This is a genomic window from Halomonas halocynthiae DSM 14573 (assembly GCF_000425725.1).
In the GTDB taxonomy this organism is placed as follows: Bacteria; Pseudomonadota; Gammaproteobacteria; order Pseudomonadales; family Halomonadaceae; genus Halomonas; species Halomonas halocynthiae.
In genome coordinates, this window is record NZ_AUDZ01000016.1 from 99,250 (window position 1) to 117,851 (window position 18,602).

Sequence of the window (18,602 nt, forward strand, 5' to 3'; positions counted from 1 at the left end):
GACAGCGACCTTACTAACGAAAAGAGGGCTCAGAAACAATGACCACCGCCACTCGCGAAGAAACACTCGGCTTTCAGACCGAAGTGAAGCAACTGTTGCACCTGATGATTCATTCTCTGTACTCCAACCGGGAAATTTTCCTGCGTGAGTTGATTTCAAATGCCGCGGATGCCTGCGACAAGCTGCGTTATGCTGCGTTGGATAACGACGGGCTGTATGAGGGCGATAGCGAACTGCGTATCGAAATCGAGCATGACCAGGAAGCAGGCACAGTGACGGTGCGCGATAATGGCATCGGTATGAGCCGTGATGAAGTGATTGCGAACCTGGGTACTATCGCGCGTAGTGGTACGGCTGAGTTCCTTAAGCAGATGTCTGGCGAGCAGCAGAAAGATGCGCGTCTGATTGGTCAGTTTGGTGTGGGGTTCTATTCTGGTTTCATCGTTGCCGATGAGGTGACGGTACGCACTCGCAAAGCGGGCACAGAGCATGCCGAGGGTGTTGAGTGGCGCTCGCGTGGTGAGGGTGAGTTTAGTGTGGCCGATGTGGAACGCCCACTGCATGGCACGGAGATTGTGCTGCACCTTAAGGAAGACGCCAAAGAGTTTGCTGACGACTACCGCTTACAAAGCCTGGTACGTAAGTACTCCGATCATATCGAAGTGCCGGTACGCATGCCCAAAACCGAAACCGCCAAAGATGATGAAGGCAATGAGGTTGAAGGTAGCGAAGTCACAACGTGGGAAACTATCAACGAAGCCATGGCGCTGTGGGTACGCCCTAAGGCCGAGGTGAGTGATGACGAGTACAAGGCGTTTTATAAGCACGTTGCTCATGACTTCTCTGATCCGCTGACCTGGAGTCACAATAAGGTCGAAGGCAAGCTTGAGTACACCAGCCTGTTGTATGTGCCGGGCCGAGCGCCATTTGATCTATACGAGCGCGACGGTGCTCGGGGCATCAAGCTGTATGTACAGCGTGTATTTATTATGGATGATGCCGAACAGTTCTTGCCGCTGTATCTGCGCTTTATTAAGGGCGTCCTCGATACCCGCGATTTGTCGCTGAATGTGTCGCGTGAGTTGTTGCAGCAGGATCCTCAGGTCGACAAGATCAAGAGTGCGTTGACCAAGCGCTCATTGGACATGCTCAAGAAGTTGGCCAAAGATAGCGAGGCTTATCAGTCCTTCTGGAACACGTTTGGTAGTGTGCTCAAAGAAGGCCCGGGAGAGGACCACTCCAACCGCGACAAAATTGCGGAGCTGCTGCGTTTCTCCACGACGCACACTGATAGCGCGACCCAAGACCAGTCGTTGGCTGACTATGTGTCTCGTATGAAGGAAGGTCAGCAGACCCTCTATTACATCGTCGCTGACAGCTTCAATGCTGCGAAGTCGAGCCCGCACCTAGAAATTTTCCGTAAGAAAGGCATTGAGGTGCTGTTGCTGTCAGACCGTATTGATGAGTGGCTGATGAGCCACCTCACGGAATTTGATGGTAAAAAGCTTGCTGACGTGGCCAAGGGTGATCTAGACCTTGGCGATGTAGAAAACGAGGAAGAGAAAAAAGCCCAAGAAGAAACCGCTAAGGCGAAAGAGGCACTGGTTAAGCGCGTGAAAGAGGCGTTAGCTGATGAAGTTCAAGAGGTTAAAGTAACTCACCGCCTGACCGACTCGCCAGCCTGTGTGGTATTGCCAGAGCATGAAATGGGGTTCCAGATGCGGCGCATCATGGAAGCCGCGGGCCAAGCACTACCCGAGGTTAAGCCGATTCTTGAACTTAACCCCGAGCATGCCCTGGTGGCTCGTCTGGAAGGCACCGAAGGTGATAACTTTGCTGACTTGGCGCGTATTCTGCTTGATCAGGCAATTATCGCGGAAGGTGGTCACCTTGATAACCCAGCGGCCTATGTGCAACGTCTTAACGCACTATTGAGCGCTTGATACACGCTAGACGAGACTCAGTGTGAAGTCCTTCGAACCCCGCCACTTCGGCGGGGTTCTGTGTTATATGCCAAATAGATGGCGTAAGGTTGTTGCGTACTGTTTGGCCCGTTTTATAGTGTTTTGCTATTGGGTTGATTGCTTTGATTGTCGTGACTAATTAAGTGGCTGAGAATTACTCTAGGGCCACGACGTTAAAACCAGCAGGAGACAGCAATGAGCGACTCAGGAAAAAAATCACAGTGTCCAATGACGCATCTCACCACGAATGCTGGCGCTCCGGTGCCTACCAATCGAGATAGCTTGACTGTTGGGCCGCGTGGCCCCTTGCTTGCTCAAGATAACTGGCTTAATGAAAAGCTAGCCAACTTTGTGCGTGAAGTGATTCCCGAGCGCCGTATGCACGCCAAGGGCTCGGGTGCCTTTGGGACTTTCACAGTGACTCATGACATCACGAAATACACGCGCGCTAAAATTTTTGGCGAAATTGGCAAGCAAACCGAGATGTTTGCGCGTTTCAGTACGGTTGCGGGTGAGCGTGGTGCCGCTGATGCAGAGCGCGATATTCGTGGCTTTGCGCTTAAGTTTTATACAGAAGAAGGAAACTGGGATCTGGTCGGGAATAACACGCCGGTGTTTTTTCTTCGTGACCCGCGCCAATTTCCAGACCTGAACAAGGCCGTCAAGCGCGATCCACGGACCAATTTGCGTAGCGCCGATAATAACTGGGATTTCTGGACCCTGCTGCCCGAAGCACTTCATCAAGTCACGATTACCATGAGTGAGCGCGGTATCCCCAAAAGCTATCGCCATATGCATGGCTTTAGTTCTCACGCGTATAGTTTTTGGAATGAGCAAGGCGAACGGTTTTGGATCAAATTTCACTTCAAAACGCAGCAGGGAATTGAAAACCTGACCGACGCACAGGCCGCTGATACGGTCAGCAACGATAGGGAAAGTCATCAGCGGGATTTGTATGACGCTATTGAGCGTGGCGATTTCCCCAAGTGGAAAATGTTTGTGCAAGTCATGCCTGAGATGGAAGCAGACGAAATGCGCGACAACCCATTTGACTTAACTAAAGTCTGGTATCAAGGAGATTACCCGCTGATTGAAGTGGGCGAGTTTGAGCTGAATCGTAACCCGGAAAACTATCATGTAGATGTTGAACAGGCGGCATTTTCACCAGCAAACCTGGTACCAGGCATTGGTGTTAGCCCTGATCGCATGCTGCAAGCCCGCCTTTTCAATTACGCTGACGCGCAGCGCTACCGGGTGGGTGTTAACCACTACCAAGTGCCGGTTAATCAGGCGCGCTGTCCTGTGTTTAGTAACCAGCGTGATGGTACGGGCCGAGCTGATGGTAACTATGGCAGCTTGCCGCACTATGAGCCTAACAGCTACCAGCAGTGGCAGGCCCAGCCGACGTTTTCTGAGCCACCCTTGAAGCTTAAAGGTGATGCCAAGCACTGGAGCTTTCATGCCGATGACAGCAATTACTTTGAGCAGCCTGGCAAGTTGTTTAACTTGATGTCGCCAGAGCAGCAGCAGGCGTTGTTTGATAACACCGCTCGCGCTATGGGCGATGCGGCGAAGTATATTAAATTTCGCCACATTCGTAATTGTCATGCCGCTGATCCTGCCTATGGCGCTGGCGTGGCGAGCGCGTTAGGGCTGAATTTTGATGAGGCTTTGGCCTCCCAACAAGATGATCCTATGTACGGAAATTCGCTGGTAGCTCTGCCTGTATAAGTTAACCGGCTTGTGCATTACTCTCGGGTAGGGTAATTCTATGCAGCTACGTTTATTGTTCATGTTCCATACACAAAGAGGGAGTCCAAGGTGAAGATTGGTGCACCCAGAGAGACAGCTGCCGGCGAAGCGCGTGTTGCGCTGACCCCAGACAGTGCGCTTCAGATACAAAAACTTGGCCATGAATGCTACTTGCAGGCTGGTGCTGGTGAAGCCGCAGGCTTTACTGATGACGCTTATCAAACCGCAGGTGTAACCATTGTCGAGGGCGCTGAGGCGTTGTGGCAGGCAGTGGATATTGTGGTCAAAGTCCGCGAGCCCAGCGAGACAGAAGCGGACTATTTGCGTAAAGATCAGACGCTGATTTCTTTCTTCTGGCCTGCCCAGAATGAAGACATGCTGGAGCGCTGCAAAGTAGCAGGTGCTTCTGTCATTGCCATGGACATGGTGCCGCGTATTTCGCGAGCCCAGAAAATGGATGCGCTATCGTCTACGGCAAATATTGTCGGTTATCGAGCGGTTATTGAAGCGGGCAATCAGTTTGGTCGTTTCTTTACCGGTCAAGTCACTGCGGCGGGTAAAGTGCCTCCAGCTAAAGTGCTGGTGGTGGGCGCGGGTGTGGCGGGCCTTGCGGCTATCGGCACCGCCACCAGTTTGGGCGCAGTAGTGCGTGCTTTTGATGTGCGCCCAGAAGTGGCTGAGCAGATTGAGTCCATGGGGGCTGAGTTCCTGTTCCTCGACTTTGAAGACAGCCAGGACGGCTCGGAAAGTGGTGGTTATGCTGCGCCGTCGAGCCCCGAGTTCCGTGAGAAGCAGTTGGCGCTGTTTCGCGAGCAAGCGCCGGACGTGGATATTGTCATCACCACGGCGCTGATCCCTGGACGTCCGGCTCCCAAGTTGTGGCTGGAAGATATGGTTGCGGCTATGAAGCCGGGCTCGGTGGTGATCGACTTGGCCGCCGAGCGCGGTGGCAACTGTGATCTCACTGTGCCGGATCAGCGTATCGTTACCGACAATGGGGTAATCATCGCTGGCTTTACCGACTTTCCGTCGCGTATGGCCACTCAAGCCTCGTTGTTATATGGCAACAACATTCGCCACATGCTCACTGACCTGACACCTGAGAAAGACGGTCAGGTTGTGCATGATATGGAAGATGATGTCATTCGCGGCTCAACGGTGACCCATCAGGGCGAGATTACTTTCCCGCCGCCGCCGCCCAAAGTAAAAGCTATTGCCGCGGCCAAACCCAAGCCTAAAGAAAAAGAGCTGACACGTGAAGAAAAGTTGGCTGTTGAGAAGGCCGAGTTCAAAAAGCAGACCAAGAGCCAAATCACCATGCTGGCAGTGGGTGGTGCTTTGATGTTGCTGTTAGGCATGGTTGCGCCACCGTCTTTCATGCAGCACTTCATTGTGTTTGTACTGGCTTGTTTTGTTGGCTATCAAGTGATCTGGAATGTCAGTCACTCGTTGCATACACCACTGATGGCGGTGACCAATGCGATCTCCAGTATCATCATTCTGGGGGCAATTCTGCAGCTTGGTTCAGGTAGTGGGCTGGTTGCCTTCTTGGCGGGCATCTCGGTATTGATTGCGTCAATCAATATTTTTGGTGGCTTTTTGGTCACGCGCCGCATGCTTGCCATGTTCCAGAAATCCTGATCGGTGGAGAATAATCAATGTTAGGACAACAGTTTGTCACTGCTGCTGCGATTGCGGCCAGTGTCTTGTTTATCCTCTCCCTGGGGGGGTTGAGTAACCAGGAGAAAGCCAAGCGTGCGGTTTGGTATGGCATCGTTGGTATGGCGGTCGCCGTGGTTTTTACTGCGCTGGGCCCGGGGGTTGGTGGCTTCGGCTGGATGATTCCTCTGGTGGTTATTGGTGGCGTTATCGGCGCCTATATCGCCAAGCGGGTTGAAATGACACAGATGCCGCAGCTGGTTGCGGCGCTGCACTCTTTTGTGGGTTTGGCAGCGGTGTTTGTGGGGTTCAATGCGGACTTAGAGCGTCGTCGTGTGCTGGCCAGCCAGATGTTGGGTGGCGCGAGCGACCAGTTTTCAGCGTTTGCTGCGATGGTTGCTACCAAAACGCCCGCTGAATTGACCTTTTTGCAGGTTGAAGTGGTGCTGGGTGTATTTATCGGCGCGGTGACTTTCACCGGTTCAGTGATTGCCTTTGGCAAGTTGGCTGGCAAGATTGACGGCAAGCCTAAGCAGTTCCCTGGTGGGCATATGCTCAACGCGGGCGCGGCGGTGGCGTCACTGCTTCTGGCGATTTTGTACCTCAATGGTGCGGGCGTCTGGACCTTGCTGCTACTGGCATTGCTGGCGTTCTTTATCGGCTGGCATCTCATCATGGGAATCGGCGGTGCCGATATGCCGGTGGTGGTCTCGATGCTAAACAGTTACTCAGGCTGGGCAGCCGCAGCGATTGGTTTCACGCTTTCCAGCGATTTGCTGATCGTAACGGGCGCACTGGTGGGGTCTTCTGGCGCGATTCTGTCCTACATCATGTGTAAAGCGATGAACCGCAAGTTCATCAACGTGATTTTGGGTGGCTTTGGTGGCAGTACTGGGCCGGCAGCGGAGATTGAAGGCGAGCAGGTGGCTATTGATTCCGGCGGTGTAGCCAGTGCGCTTAACGAAGCTGAAAGCGTTATTATTGTGCCGGGGTATGGCATGGCGGTGGCGCAAGCGCAGAATGCGGTAAGCGACCTGGTACGCAAACTGCGTGATGCCGGTAAGGAAGTACGTTTCGGTATTCACCCAGTGGCAGGGCGTTTGCCTGGTCATATGAACGTGCTGCTGGCTGAGGCTAGGGTTCCTTACGATATCGTGCTGGAAATGGATGAAATTAATGATGACTTCGCCTCAACAGATGTGGTGATTGTTATTGGCTCTAATGACATCGTTAACCCAGCCGCTCAGGAAGATCCCAATAGCCCTATCGCCGGTATGCCGGTGCTTAAGGTGTGGGAAGCCAAGCAGGTATTTGTCAGTAAGCGTGGGCAGGGAACAGGCTATTCCGGCATCGAGAACCCGCTGTTCTATAAAGAGAACACGCGCATGTTCTACGGTGATGCTAGAGAAAGCGTTGATTCACTGCTGTCTCAGCTTGACTGATTTGTAGCGCTATACTGGCTGTAACAGCCACGCTAAGAGCCTGAGCCGCATGCCGGCTTGGGCTCTTTTCGTTACACTGACAGGCATATGTATTGACTCATCAAGGTTTATTCACATGTGGAGTCGCCCAATGGTAGACAAACCAATGCGGGTTGCCGTGCTCGGTGGGGGAAGCTTTGGTACCGCCCTTGCCAGTATGGCCGCAGATAATGGCTTTGAGGTGCGCCAGTGGATGCGTGATAGTGCTTTAGCAGAGCAGATCAACCGAGAGCATTGTAATGGCCGCTACCTGCCGGATTACGCGATTAATCCTGTCGTTACGGCATCGACGGATATCGCTGGTGTGGTTAGCGGTGCTGAATTGGTGCTGGTCTCAATTCCTTCAAAGGCATTTCGACAGGTCGTGCGTCAGGCGCGCGCCTATCTTGATAGCGAACAGATTTTAGTCAGCACCACTAAAGGCATTGAACAGGATGGGTTTCGTTTGATGAGTCAGGTGCTGGAAGAAGAAACCGGCTCTGTTCGGGTTGGTGTGTTATCAGGCCCGAACCTGGCATCGGAAGTTGCGGAGAAACAGCTCACTGCCACGGTGGTTGCCAGTGAAGATTCGTTGACCCGTACTCGGGTACAGCAGGCGCTGTCGTGCAGTTATTTTCGCGTCTATGCCAGCAACGACCGTTACGGGGTAGAGCTTGGCGGTGCGTTGAAAAACATCTACGCCATTGCTGCCGGTATGGCGGCTGCGCTGGGTACCGGTGAAAATACCCGCAGTATGTTGATGACTCGTGCGCTAGCTGAGATGAGTCGCTTTGCGGTTGCCCAGGGTGCGAACCCTATGACGTTTTTGGGCTTGGCTGGTGTGGGTGACTTGATAGTGACCTGCTCGTCGAGCTTGTCGCGTAACTATCGGGTGGGGTTCTCGCTGGGACAGGGCCATACACTGGATGAGGCCGTCGAGGCACTGGGCCAGGTTGCCGAAGGCGTTAATACCGTGCGCTTGGTGCGTGATAAAGCGCATCAGGACGGTGTGTACATGCCGCTGGCCGAAGGGCTCTTTCAGGTGTTGTTTGGCGGTGTGCCGGCTCAGGAAATGGCGCGTTTGCTGATGCAGGGCGATCACAGTAGTGATGTTGAATTTGTACTGTCTCGTGAAGACGTTCTGCAATCGCACCGTGACACACAGGGTGCCGACGGGGAGGGGCGTCATGAGCCTGACTGAACGGCTGTTGATTATGCGTCACGGTGACGCTGCTTTTGGTGCAGTGGACCATGAGCGCGAATTAACCCAGCGCGGTCAGCAGGAAGTTCGTGGCATGGGGGGATGGTTGGCGGCTCAGCTAGAGGCATCTGCTGCTGGCTTAGCGGCACGCCCGAGGCTGCTGGCCAGCCCTTACCGTCGTGCTCAGCAAACGGCAGCGCTGGTGGCCGATGTTCTGGTGCATGCCGGAATACCTGTTGACGTTGAGACTCTCGAATTAATTACGCCAGAGGGCTGCCCCAGCGAAGTGGTGGACTGGCTGCTTAATCAGCCCGCTCAACAACCACTGGTGATGGTGAGTCATATGCCCTTGGTCGGTGCGCTTACCGGCTGCTTAGTGGATGGGCGGGCAGACGGTGGCCTGGGCTTTGTTACTGCCGCGGTGGCTGATCTTGAAGCTGATGTATGGGCGTCGGGCGCAGCTAGACTGCGCCATATGATGACGCCGAGAGAGCGTGAGGCTTGCCGAGACGTTTAGGTAAGCCTAACCAGGCCATGCGGTTTGGTTGACGGTTAGACGACTCCGAGCAAGCGTAGACCAAATACGCCAAAGGTAATGGTTAAGCTCGCCATTAACGTGCTGATGGCGATGATGTTGGCGGCCAGTGTGGCATTGCCGCCCATCGCCTTGACCATCACAAAGCTGGCGGCGGCGGTGGGGCTGGCAAAAAATACGAACAGCACCCCCAGCTCCATGCCGCGAAGCCCTGCCAGCCAAGCCGCCCCGGTAGTTAGCAACGGCAGCGTGACCATTTTCATTAAGCTGGCTCCCAGTGCTCGTTGCCCCGAGTGGCGTAGCGACTCAACAGACAAGATGGCACCTACGCAGATGAGGGCTAATGGCAGTGACAAAGAAGCAAAGTAATCGCCGGATGTTGCTACCCAGGCCGGCAATGAGAGGCCGCTGGCAGCTACCGGCAGCGCTGCTATCACAGCCAGTATTAATGGATTGGTGATGACCTGTTTCAGCAAGTTATGCCAGTCGGTGAGCTGACCGTCTTGATAGGTAGCGAGTGCAATCACGGATAGCGCATTGTAGGTTAGTATGACGACGCCCAATAAAAGACCACCAAGTGACAAACCTGCCTCGCCGTACATACCTGCCGCCAGAGCCAAGCCGACGATACCGCAGTTGCCGCGAAACGCTCCCTGAATATAGACCCCGCGGTCTGGCTTAGGCACGCGTAGGTTGGCCCAGCCCCAGCTAAGTAGAAAGCTAACCAAAGTGGCCAGCGCGAAAAATACTAGCAGTGTCGGGTTGAGTGTGGCATCAAGGTCGGCTCGAATAATCGACAAGAAGACCAGGGTGGGCAGCGTGGCCTTGAACACCAATGATGATGCAGTGGCAATGAACGCCTGATCTATCCAGCGCAGCCGCTTGAGTAGCATGCCGATGAATACCATCATAAACACCGGCAGAGTCACGTTTAGTGTGCTGAGAAAAACCTCAAAAAGGCTCATCCTCTTACTATCCAGAACCCGACAATGAGGGCTGCCAGTACGGTAATGAAAAAGATACGGTTACGAGTTTTCGTTGGACGTTTGGGCCGGTTCACATTGCACTCCTGGGTCGCTGAGCGCTGATAAGCGCCAAGCTGTTGACGTGGCTGACCATGGTATTATCGTTAGCTTGCTAGCTCCAGCGTAGAACGGCGCCGTCTGTAGACCACCAGCCAAGGAGCCCCGATTGAATCAAAGAGAATCCGATATGCCACATTGTGCCAATGACCCGCGCGAGCCGTTGCTATTTTCGCATGCGAATGGCTTTCCGGGGCGCAGCTATCGCAGTTTTCTGGCGCCTCTTGAGTCACGCTTTACTATTTATGCGGTTGACAAACTGGGCCATAGCCAAAACTTTCAGGTAGGCCACAACTGGTTGGCACTGCGCGATGAATTGTTGACTCACTTAGCGGACATACCGACGCCAGTTGTTGGTGTTGGCCATTCTATGGGCGGCGTGCTGATGAGCATGGCCGCACTGGCTGCACCGCAGCACTTCCGCTGTGTGGTGATGCTTGACCCACCCTTGATGCTGGGGATTGATGCTAAGGCTATGCGCCTTGCCAAGTTGATGAAACTGACCGACCGCGTGACGCCTGCGGGACGTAGCAAAGGACGCCGCGCTCAATGGTCTAGCCGTGAGGCGATGCGCGACTACCTCAAGTCGCGGGGGCTGTTTCGCCGCTTTACCGACCAAGCGCTAGATGACTACCTAGAAGGCGCGTCAACGTCGCTTGCCAACGGTGAACGGGTGCTGACGTATGAGCCCGAGATTGAAGTTGAAATATTTCGTCATCTGCCACACCACTTGAGCCGTTTGCCAAAGCGTATCAGCGTGCCACTAGGGCTGTTGGCTGGGCAAGAGTCAGAGCTGCTGACACCTCGACGCTGTCGCAAAATCATGGCAAGCGGTATTGCTCTGGAGAAAGTGCCCGGTGGTCATATGTTTCCGATGGAGTACCCAGAGGAGACGCGTTCGGCACTGCTTAAAATGATCGATAAGCTAACCAGTGAACACGGGGTTGCGGCAAAACAGGACGCATCAGCATGAGTAAGAAGAGCGAGGCGACAGCCTGTCAGTTTGCCGATGGCCGTTTAGCGGCGCTGAGCTGGGGCGATAGCCAAGCGCCGGTATGGCTGGCGTTGCACGGCTGGTTAGATAATGCGGCAAGCTTTTCACGCTTAGCTCCGTTGTTAGTGCAGCAGCTGGGTATTCGAGTTATTGCCATTGATTTCAGTGGGCATGGGCAGTCTCGAGCCCTGCCTGGTGAATATGATTATGCTCTGTGGGACTACTGCTACGACGTGCTGGATGTCATCGATGAACTGGCACTGGAAAGCGTCACTTTGTTGGCGCACTCCATGGGGGCTGGTGTGGCGTGTTTGCTTGCTGCTGCCTTGCCGGAACGAGTGGCTGAGTTGCGTCTTATTGATGGCTTAGGTGCGCTCACGACTCAGGCTGATGATGCGCCGGACCAGCTGCGCCGCGCGCTGTTGTCGCAACGCCGCTTACGACGCGGCAGGCCGTGTTATGACACTCAACAACAGGCAGTGAATGCGCGTGTGGCTGGTGGTGCGACGCCGGTGGATGCCGACACCATTACGTCGGTGGTGCAGCGTAATTTGCAGCCCACGGCCGACGGCAAGCTTACCCTAACAAGCGACTCGCGTTTGTTGCGACCATCACCGGTGAGGCTGACACCGGAGCAGCTTGACGCCATGCTGGCCGCCATCCGTTGCCCCACGCTGTTGATTGAAGGGGAAGCAGGCATTCTAGGAGAGCAGGCGCGAGCGGTCAGTGCCCGAGCGGCTGTCCCTGCCTTGCAGCGCAGAGTCTTGCCGGGCGGCCACCATCTGCATCTTGAGCTAGCTCATGTGAGTGCCGTGGCTGCCGCGCTGGGAGAAAAGCTAGCTACCTAGCTTGCTGATGGCACAACATAACTACCTATCACGAGAGGGCGAGGAGTCAACACAATGCGTCATGGTAAGAAGGTCGGGCTGGTGCTGGGCAGCGGCGGAGCGAGAGGCTATGCACATATCGGCGTTATTGACGTGCTGACGTCTCGGGGTTACGACGTCGTGGCGCTTTCAGGTTGCTCCATGGGGGCGCTAGTTGCTGGGGTTTACTCAGCCGGCCAGTTAAAAGGCTATCGCGACTGGGTGACCCAGCTGGATTACCTTGATTTGTTAAAGCTAGTGGATGTCACTCTGAACCCAATGGGGGCCATGCGAGCCGCTAAGGTGATGAGCAAGCTTGAAGAGTTGATAGGTGAGGTGAATATTGAGGACCTACCAATTCCGGTAACCACTGTCGCGACCGATCTTGTTCACCAGCGTGAAGTCTGGTTTCAAAACGGCTCGTTACTTGATGCCATTCGTGCCTCGATTGCGGTTCCTGGGGTTATTACGCCAAGCCATCGCGGTGATCAGATGCTGGTTGATGGCGGGCTACTCAATCCATTACCGATTATTCCATCCGTCGCCAATGGTGCCGACCTGGTGATTGCCGTTAACGCGACGGCACATACGCCCTCACCGGTATCGTTGGAGTCACTGCTGCCAGCCAGCGACCTAGCTCGAGAAAAAGCGCGGGAAAAGGAAAGTACGCAGAAAAACACCGTGGAGCAGGCAGGGCCGGACCGCTGGCTGAGTGACATGCGTGATCTGACGTCGCGCTGGCTGGGCAATGCTAGTAGTGAAGAGGCGGGCCAGCCGGCATTGCCAAAAGGCGCTGACTGGGGGCGGCTGGATATCGTGTTGGCCGCTTTTGACACCACTCAGGCGGCACTGGCTAAATATAAAGTTGCGGGTTATCCACCTGATTTGTTGATTGAAGTGCCAAAAACCGTGTGTGGGGCTTATGAGTTCCATCGTGCTGAGGCACTGATTGCACTAGGCAAACATTTGGCGGAACAGGCGTTGGATCGTTATGAATATGCTGAAACAGCCAAGCCAGTAACGCCCTGAGTTAGCGGCTGTTGCTGCGTGCTAGGTAGGGTAGCGTTACCTGTTCGCATCCGCCGCGTGTTTGCGCTTGAGGAGTACATACACCGCCCCGGCACCTCCATCGGCTTCGATGGCTGAGCAAAAGGCCAGTACGCTGGGCCACTCGCGTAGCCAAGCATTTACATGGCTTTTAATGACCGGATAATCAGCGGTGCTACCCCATGCTTTGCCATGCACGACGATGACGCAGCGCGCTTTGGCCGCACGCGCGTCATTAAGAAATGACTCTAGCTCTGCTCTGGCTTGGTCCAGAGTGTAGTTATGCAGGTCTAGCCCTGCCTCCCACGTGATTTGGCCGCGTTTGAGCTGGCTGCGCGTGCGGTAGGGTAGATCGGGAACAGCAAACTCCAGCACCTCCGACGGGCGAACCGGTGTGACACGACCATCTGAAGAGCGTCCCATCTGATGGGTCGGATCATGACTGGCGGCCGCTTCGCGCCGCCGCTGCGAACTCTGATCGCGGGTTTTTGGCCTGCCTGGGTCAGCCTGGTTGCTTTCAATGCGGCGTACGCCAGCCTCGCTCAACGCGTTGCGAAAGGCGCTGACATCCTCCGGGTCGAGGTGATCCGGATGGTGGTGAGAAGAATGCTGGCTCATCGTGAACACTCAGGGATTGAAAGTGGCTAAGAGACGTAGACTACAGCCCGTCAGTATAACGCTCCAGACGTGGCTGTGAACCGCTGGCGAAGGTACAATCAAGGTTAGCCGATTTTTATGCCATTGCTGAACCGCTGAACAGGATGATATCCCGTGGACGAGCCTGCCCGTTTCCCCGCGTCTTCTACGTTAACCTTTGATGATGCAGAGCTTGCCAGAGAGCTAATCTCTTTGCGTGATTACCTGCGTTGGGCAGCCAGTGAGTTTCACCTGGCAGGGTTGCACTACAGCCATGGTACCGACTCAGCTTGGGACGAAGCCGTGGCGCTGGTGCTGGGTGCGCTGCATCTGCCATGGGACGTTGATCCTGGTGTGCTGGATGCCCGACTGCTACCGATGGAGCGTCAGCGCATTGTAGCAATTACCCGAGAGCGCATTGTCAGCCGCCGCCCGCTGCCGTATCTACTGGGTGAGGCGTTTTTTGCTGGCTTCCCCTTCATGGTAGATGAGCGTGTGTTGATTCCGCGCTCACCAATTGCTGAACTGATTGAGGATGGCTTTAGTGCTTGGTTCCCCCATGAGCCTCCCGCCAGAGTCCTCGACTTGTGTGCAGGCTCTGGCTGCATAGGTATTGCCACAGCGCTTCATTTACCTGGCTGTGAAGTCGATTTGATTGATGTTTGTCCTGACGCTTCAGACGTATCGCGCATTAATATTACCCGTCACAGTGTCGGTGATCGTGTGCGTGCATTGGTGTCAGACCTATTTGCTGGGGTGACGGGGCAGCGCTATGAACTGATTATTTCTAATCCGCCCTATGTGGATGCCCGGGACCTGGCGACTATGCCGCAGGAATTTCGCCACGAGCCTAGCTTGGCGTTGGGTGCTGGGGACGATGGCCTTGATATTGTGCGCCGTATTTTGCGTGAAGCGCGTGAACACCTGACGGATGATGGCGTACTGATTGTTGAAGTTGGTAACTCTGATCGTCATCTCGAGGCAGCCTTTCCTGACGTACCGTTTATGTGGTTGGAGTTTGAACGCGGTGGCCAGGGTGTATTTGCACTGAGTGCTGCTGAGCTTGAGGCTCATGCTGCATCCTTTGTTTGAAATCATTCATTCAATTTTCGAGGAGCACCCATGTCCGGCAACACCTTTGGCAAGCTGTTCAGTGTCACCACGTTTGGCGAAAGCCACGGCCCGGCTTTGGGCGCGGTTGTTGATGGCTGCCCTCCGGGCGTTGCTATCAGCGAAGAGAGCCTTCAGTACGAACTGGACCGCCGTCGTCCGGGCACGTCGCGTCATACCACTCAACGCCGGGAGCCAGATCAGGTACGCATCCTGTCTGGTGTATTTGAAGGTAAGACCACCGGCACCTCTATCGGCCTGATGATTGAGAATACTGACCAGCGCTCTAAAGACTATTCAGCCATTAAGGACCAATTCCGCCCTGCCCACGCGGATTACAGTTATCACCATAAGTACGGTCGACGCGATTACCGGGGTGGTGGGCGTTCTAGTGCTCGGGAAACAGCGATGCGGGTAGCGGCGGGTGCAATTGCTAAACAATACCTCGCCAGTCAGGGTATTCAGGTGCGTGGTTATATGAGCCAGCTCGGGCCTATTACTCTGGAGTTACGCGATTGGAACGCGGTGAATAATAATACATTTTTCTGCCCTGATCCTACGCGTTTGTCAGAGCTTGAAGCTTATATGGACCAGCTGCGCCGAGACCAGGACTCGGTGGGTGCGAGAATTACCGTGGTGGCGGAAGGGGTGCCTCCTGGGTTGGGTGAGCCAGTATTTGATCGCCTGGATGCTGAGCTGGCCCATGGGCTGATGAGTATTAATGCGGTTAAAGGTGTTGAGATCGGTGATGGGTTTGACGCTGTTACCCAGCGCGGTAGCGAACACCGTGATGAAATGACACCAACAGGTTTTTTGTCTAATCATGCGGGGGGGGTATTGGGCGGTATCTCTAGTGGTCAGCCATTGATTGCGCATTTGGCGTTGAAACCAACATCCAGTATCACGATCCCCGGGCGTTCCATTGATGTGAATGGCCAGCCTGTGGAGGTTGTTACCAAGGGGCGTCATGACCCGTGTGTTGGGATTCGTGCCACACCAATCGCCGAAGCCATGATGGCGCTGACGCTCATGGACCACTTGCTGCGTCAGCGTGCCCAAAATGCCGATGTGAGCGTGACAACACCACGTCTGCGCTGACTATTAGTTAGTGCATATCCCCCCTGAGTGAGTGCTACACTCGGATGATGCGTCCTTGGCGAGGATGCCTAGCAGAAACCTGCTTGGCATTTTCGCCCTGTTGAATCAACCGAGAGGGCATGCCAGTGAAAATAAATGTTGAGTTTGATCTAACCCCGGATGAGTTTCGCCGCTCTTTAGGGCTACCTGATGTTGAAGCGTTTCAGAAGGACTTGCTGGAGCGTATTCAAACGCAGATGGAATCAGGCGTTGATGGCTATGATCCGATGAGCCTGATGCAGCCGTTCCTGCAACAGCCCGGGTTAGGGCAAGGTCTCTCGCAAGGGCTTTCCCAAGGGCTTGCTAACTTCGGCTCATATCAGCAGATGATGCTCGATATGCTAGGTAAGGCGGCCAGTGCATCGCGCAACCAGTCGTCGGCTGATGCGGCGCAACCAGACGATGAAGCCCGCTCAGGTAAAAGTAGTGCGGCTGGCACCTCTGCCCAGAAAAGCAAGGCCGGTCGTGCATCAGCGACATCGCGCAACTCGGGTGAAAAGAGTTCTCGTGGCACAAGAAAAAGTTGATTTGGTAATGCATGCTGGGTGGCGCGTTGTAGGCTGCCACCTTGCAAAATAAAACAGGCAAGTCTAGTCTTTGTGCGGTGCAGCAATTTAATCAGCTGCGGTGAACTTACTCAACGAAGGGTTCGGCCATGCAAAATACGATGATTGATAACCTGAATGATCAAACTCGCCAGCTTTTTGAGCCGATGCGCAAACTCAACTCCTTGATGCTGAGTAACATGCAGCGCATGACTGAGTATCAGATGGAGAGCATGCAGCGCTATAGCCAAATGGGCACTGAGCGTATGCGTGATGCTGCCGCTCAACTTAGCGATAAGCCGGCCATGAGCGAGCAGGGCGTTAAGGCGCTGAGTGCCCGTCAGGCAGAGGTGATGAGTGAACTCTCGCAGCAGCTGATGGAGGATGCCAATGCATTTTCCGAAATGAATTTACAGTTCAAATCAGAGCTTGAGACACTGTTTTTGGAGCAGGTTAAAGTATTTGAACAGTTAGCCAGTGCGGCGAACGATGAAGCCAGTGTGCCGGTTGAGCAGGTTAAACCGGCAGCCCAATCTAGCAGCAAGCCTTCCAGTAGCAACAAAAAGAGCCGTTAATCATATATTGCGGACTGTTTATCGCTGGGTTGTGCTGAGGCAGTGATCATTCCGCCGGTGTTACTTGAGCAGCGTAACTGGCAGGTTGTGCTATCTGGCGTTGGCATCTCATGGCCAGCGCCTCAGGAGGGAGCAATGCAGCAAAAGACTGAAATGCCTACCCAAGCTGAAATGGTAGAGTGGACGACGCAACTCCAGCAAGCGGGAGAGGAGTATTGTGCGCTGATAAGCGAGGCGCTTGGGCAGATGATGCCGCCAGGGCTTAGTGAGGCAATCAATGAAGACATGCGTGAAAAACTCCAGCTTGGTGCCGAGTCGTTAATGGCTGACCCTGCACGGCTCTGGCAGGTCCAGTCGGGGCTGGTCCAGGATCAGATGCAGCTTTGGCAGCACAGCATGCGAGGGTTGGCGGGAGAAAGCGTTGAGCCGCTGATCACGCCGTCACGTGGTGATCGCCGGTTCAAGGATGATGCCTGGAGCCAGGACCCAGCCTATTCATCGCTGATGCAGCAATACCTACTGTTTTCAAAGACGGTCGATGAGCTGGTTGATGGCATGGAAGGTATGGACCCGGACCAACAGCGCAACTTGGCGTTTTATCTGCGGCAGATCGTCAGCGCGATGTCACCGACCAACTTTCTTGCTACGAATCCTGAGGCAGTGCGTCAGCTGGTAGAAACGCGGGGGCATAGCTTAGTGAATGGGTTGGCGCAACTGCGCCACGATTTGAGTAACTCTGTTGCGGGCGGTCTTAACGTGTCAATGACGGACCGTAGTGCTTTCGAGGTCGGCCGTAACGTAGCGGTCACGCCAGGCTCAATTGTTTTTGAAAACGAGCTGATTCAACTGATTCAGTACACACCAACGACCGAAAAAGTGTTTAAAACACCTTTGTTGATGGTGCCGCCTTGGATTAATAAATACTACATTTTAGATCTGCGTGAAGATAACTCGATGGTCAAATGGCTGGTTGACCAAGGTCATACAGTATTTCTGATTTCTTGGCGTAACCCCGGGCCTGAGCAGGGTGATTTAACCTGGGCCGACTATATGCAGATGGGGCCAATCAGAGCCATTGAGGCGATTGAGCAAGCCACCGGTGAAAAATCGGTCAACCTACTGAGTTACTGTGTGGGTGGAACGTTAGCTGCGTCGACGGTTGCTTACCTCACCAGTACTCGCCGTGGTCGTAAAGTGAAGTCGGTGACCTACATGACGACACTGCAGGATTTTCGTGACCCAGGTGAAATCGGCGTGTTGTTATCTTCACCTGTGCTTGACTGGCTTGATGAAGAAATGGCGAAAACGGGCTACCTGGATGGTCGGTCCATGGCCTACTCGTTTAACTTGCTGCGTGAAAATGATCTTTTTTGGTCGTACTACATCAACAACTATTTGAAGGGTGAAGTGCCCAAGCCCTTTGATTTACTGTACTGGAATACCGACAGCACCAACTTAGCCGCTGCGATTCATGGTTGGTACTTGCGGCATATGTATGTAGAGAACCGCTTGGTGGAGCCGGGGGGCGTTGAGCTTGATGGCGTCAAAATTGACCTGCGAAAGGTGTCTGCGCCGAGCTATTTTATTTCGACCAAGGAAGACCACATCGCCAAGTGGAATAGCACCTATTACGGCGCGTTGCTGCCTAAAGGGCCAGTGACCTTTGTGTTGGGAGGGTCAGGGCATATTGCCGGTATTGTTAACCCGCCGCACAAGAACAAATACGGTTACTGGACTAATGACGAGCTGCCCGAGACGCATGAGCAGTGGCTTGAGGGGGCAGAGGCCCACGAGGGAAGCTGGTGGCCACACTGGCAGAACTGGATGACCAGCAATGGTTATGCTGATGCAGACCCTAAAAAGATGGTAGATGCGCGTCAGCCCGGCGATGGTCAGCTAGATATTCTAGAAGCTGCGCCGGGGCGCTATGTGAAGGTGTCGATTCCAGAGATCATAGGGGAAGCCCAGGCTTCGCCGTAACGCAGGAGGCACCTGGTGAGATGACAGTGCCTCGTTAGATAAAGCGCCCAGTCGATAAG

At 54.3% G+C, this 18,602-nt stretch carries 16 protein-coding genes; 14 read left to right on the forward strand and 2 right to left on the reverse strand.

Going from position 1 to position 18,602, the window contains the following annotated elements:
• Window positions 1-38: 38 nt before the first annotated feature.
• From htpG to sixA, 6 genes are all read left to right on the forward strand, one after another.
• Window positions 39-1,943 carry a molecular chaperone HtpG gene (gene htpG, locus H616_RS0104380; RefSeq protein ID WP_027966271.1) on the forward strand — a complete coding sequence of 635 codons (1,905 nt, stop codon included), beginning with the start codon at window positions 39-41 and terminating at the stop codon, window positions 1,941-1,943.
• Between the two features lie 216 nt (window positions 1,944-2,159).
• A complete protein-coding gene (locus H616_RS0104385; protein WP_027966272.1) occupies window positions 2,160-3,695 on the forward strand; it encodes a catalase in 1,536 nt (511 codons plus the stop codon).
• Between the two features lie 90 nt (window positions 3,696-3,785).
• Window positions 3,786-5,357: a Re/Si-specific NAD(P)(+) transhydrogenase subunit alpha gene (locus H616_RS0104390; protein ID WP_027966273.1), complete on the forward strand. Its 1,572-nt coding sequence runs from the start codon at window positions 3,786-3,788 to the stop codon at window positions 5,355-5,357.
• Window positions 5,358-5,374: 17 nt separating this feature from the next.
• On the forward strand, window positions 5,375-6,817 hold the full coding sequence (locus tag H616_RS0104395; RefSeq protein ID WP_027966274.1) for an NAD(P)(+) transhydrogenase (Re/Si-specific) subunit beta: 1,443 nt from the start codon (window positions 5,375-5,377) through the stop codon (window positions 6,815-6,817).
• A gap of 130 nt (window positions 6,818-6,947) precedes the next feature.
• Window positions 6,948-8,036: an NAD(P)H-dependent glycerol-3-phosphate dehydrogenase gene (locus H616_RS0104400; RefSeq protein ID WP_027966275.1), complete on the forward strand. Its 1,089-nt coding sequence runs from the start codon at window positions 6,948-6,950 to the stop codon at window positions 8,034-8,036.
• Entirely contained in the window at window positions 8,023-8,553 is a 531-nt protein-coding gene (gene sixA, locus H616_RS0104405; RefSeq protein ID WP_027966276.1) for a phosphohistidine phosphatase SixA, read from the forward strand. Before H616_RS0104400 ends, sixA begins: the two co-directional genes overlap by 14 nt.
• Before the next feature lie 35 nt (window positions 8,554-8,588).
• Here sixA and H616_RS0104410 read toward each other — a convergent pair whose 3' ends face one another.
• Window positions 8,589-9,536: an AEC family transporter gene (locus H616_RS0104410; protein ID WP_027966277.1), complete on the reverse strand. Its 948-nt coding sequence runs from the start codon at window positions 9,534-9,536 to the stop codon at window positions 8,589-8,591.
• A 247-nt stretch (window positions 9,537-9,783) separates the two neighbouring features.
• Here H616_RS0104410 and H616_RS0104415 point away from each other — a divergent pair, with 247 nt between their 5' ends.
• Genes H616_RS0104415 through H616_RS14170 form a run of 3 tightly spaced genes read left to right on the forward strand, consistent with a single transcriptional unit; the run spans window position 9,784 to window position 12,542 of the window.
• Window positions 9,784-10,626: an alpha/beta fold hydrolase gene (locus H616_RS0104415; protein ID WP_027966278.1), complete on the forward strand. Its 843-nt coding sequence runs from the start codon at window positions 9,784-9,786 to the stop codon at window positions 10,624-10,626.
• Entirely contained in the window at window positions 10,623-11,495 is an 873-nt protein-coding gene (locus tag H616_RS0104420; RefSeq protein ID WP_027966279.1) for an alpha/beta fold hydrolase, read from the forward strand. The genes H616_RS0104415 and H616_RS0104420 overlap by 4 nt, the downstream gene beginning before the upstream one ends.
• 54 nt (window positions 11,496-11,549) lie before the next feature.
• Entirely contained in the window at window positions 11,550-12,542 is a 993-nt protein-coding gene (locus H616_RS14170; RefSeq protein WP_035572541.1) for a patatin-like phospholipase family protein, read from the forward strand.
• 36 nt (window positions 12,543-12,578) lie between these two features.
• On the opposite strand, the gene H616_RS14175 is transcribed toward H616_RS14170, so the two are convergent.
• On the reverse strand, window positions 12,579-13,178 hold the full coding sequence (locus H616_RS14175) for a Smr/MutS family protein (protein WP_035572543.1): 600 nt from the start codon (window positions 13,176-13,178) through the stop codon (window positions 12,579-12,581).
• Between the two features lie 153 nt (window positions 13,179-13,331).
• Here H616_RS14175 and prmB point away from each other — a divergent pair, with 153 nt between their 5' ends.
• The 5 genes from prmB to phaC all read left to right on the forward strand — a co-directional run bounded on the left by prmB (window position 13,332) and on the right by phaC (window position 18,543).
• The gene (gene prmB, locus H616_RS0104435) at window positions 13,332-14,288 is read left to right on the forward strand and encodes a 50S ribosomal protein L3 N(5)-glutamine methyltransferase (RefSeq protein ID WP_027966280.1); all 957 of its coding nucleotides are present in this window, start codon (window positions 13,332-13,334) and stop codon (window positions 14,286-14,288) included.
• 30 nt (window positions 14,289-14,318) lie between these two features.
• Window positions 14,319-15,404, forward strand: a complete 1,086-nt coding sequence (gene aroC / locus H616_RS0104440; protein ID WP_027966281.1) for a chorismate synthase — start codon at window positions 14,319-14,321, stop codon at window positions 15,402-15,404.
• A gap of 125 nt (window positions 15,405-15,529) precedes the next feature.
• A complete protein-coding gene (locus H616_RS14180; RefSeq protein ID WP_051233974.1) occupies window positions 15,530-15,970 on the forward strand; it encodes a hypothetical protein in 441 nt (146 codons plus the stop codon).
• A 128-nt stretch (window positions 15,971-16,098) separates the two neighbouring features.
• Complete coding sequence (locus H616_RS0104450) at window positions 16,099-16,563, forward strand: phasin family protein (protein WP_027966282.1); 465 nt, start codon at window positions 16,099-16,101, stop codon at window positions 16,561-16,563.
• A 135-nt stretch (window positions 16,564-16,698) separates the two neighbouring features.
• Entirely contained in the window at window positions 16,699-18,543 is a 1,845-nt protein-coding gene (gene phaC, locus H616_RS0104455; protein ID WP_027966283.1) for a class I poly(R)-hydroxyalkanoic acid synthase, read from the forward strand.
• The last annotated feature ends 59 nt before the right edge of the window (window positions 18,544-18,602 follow it).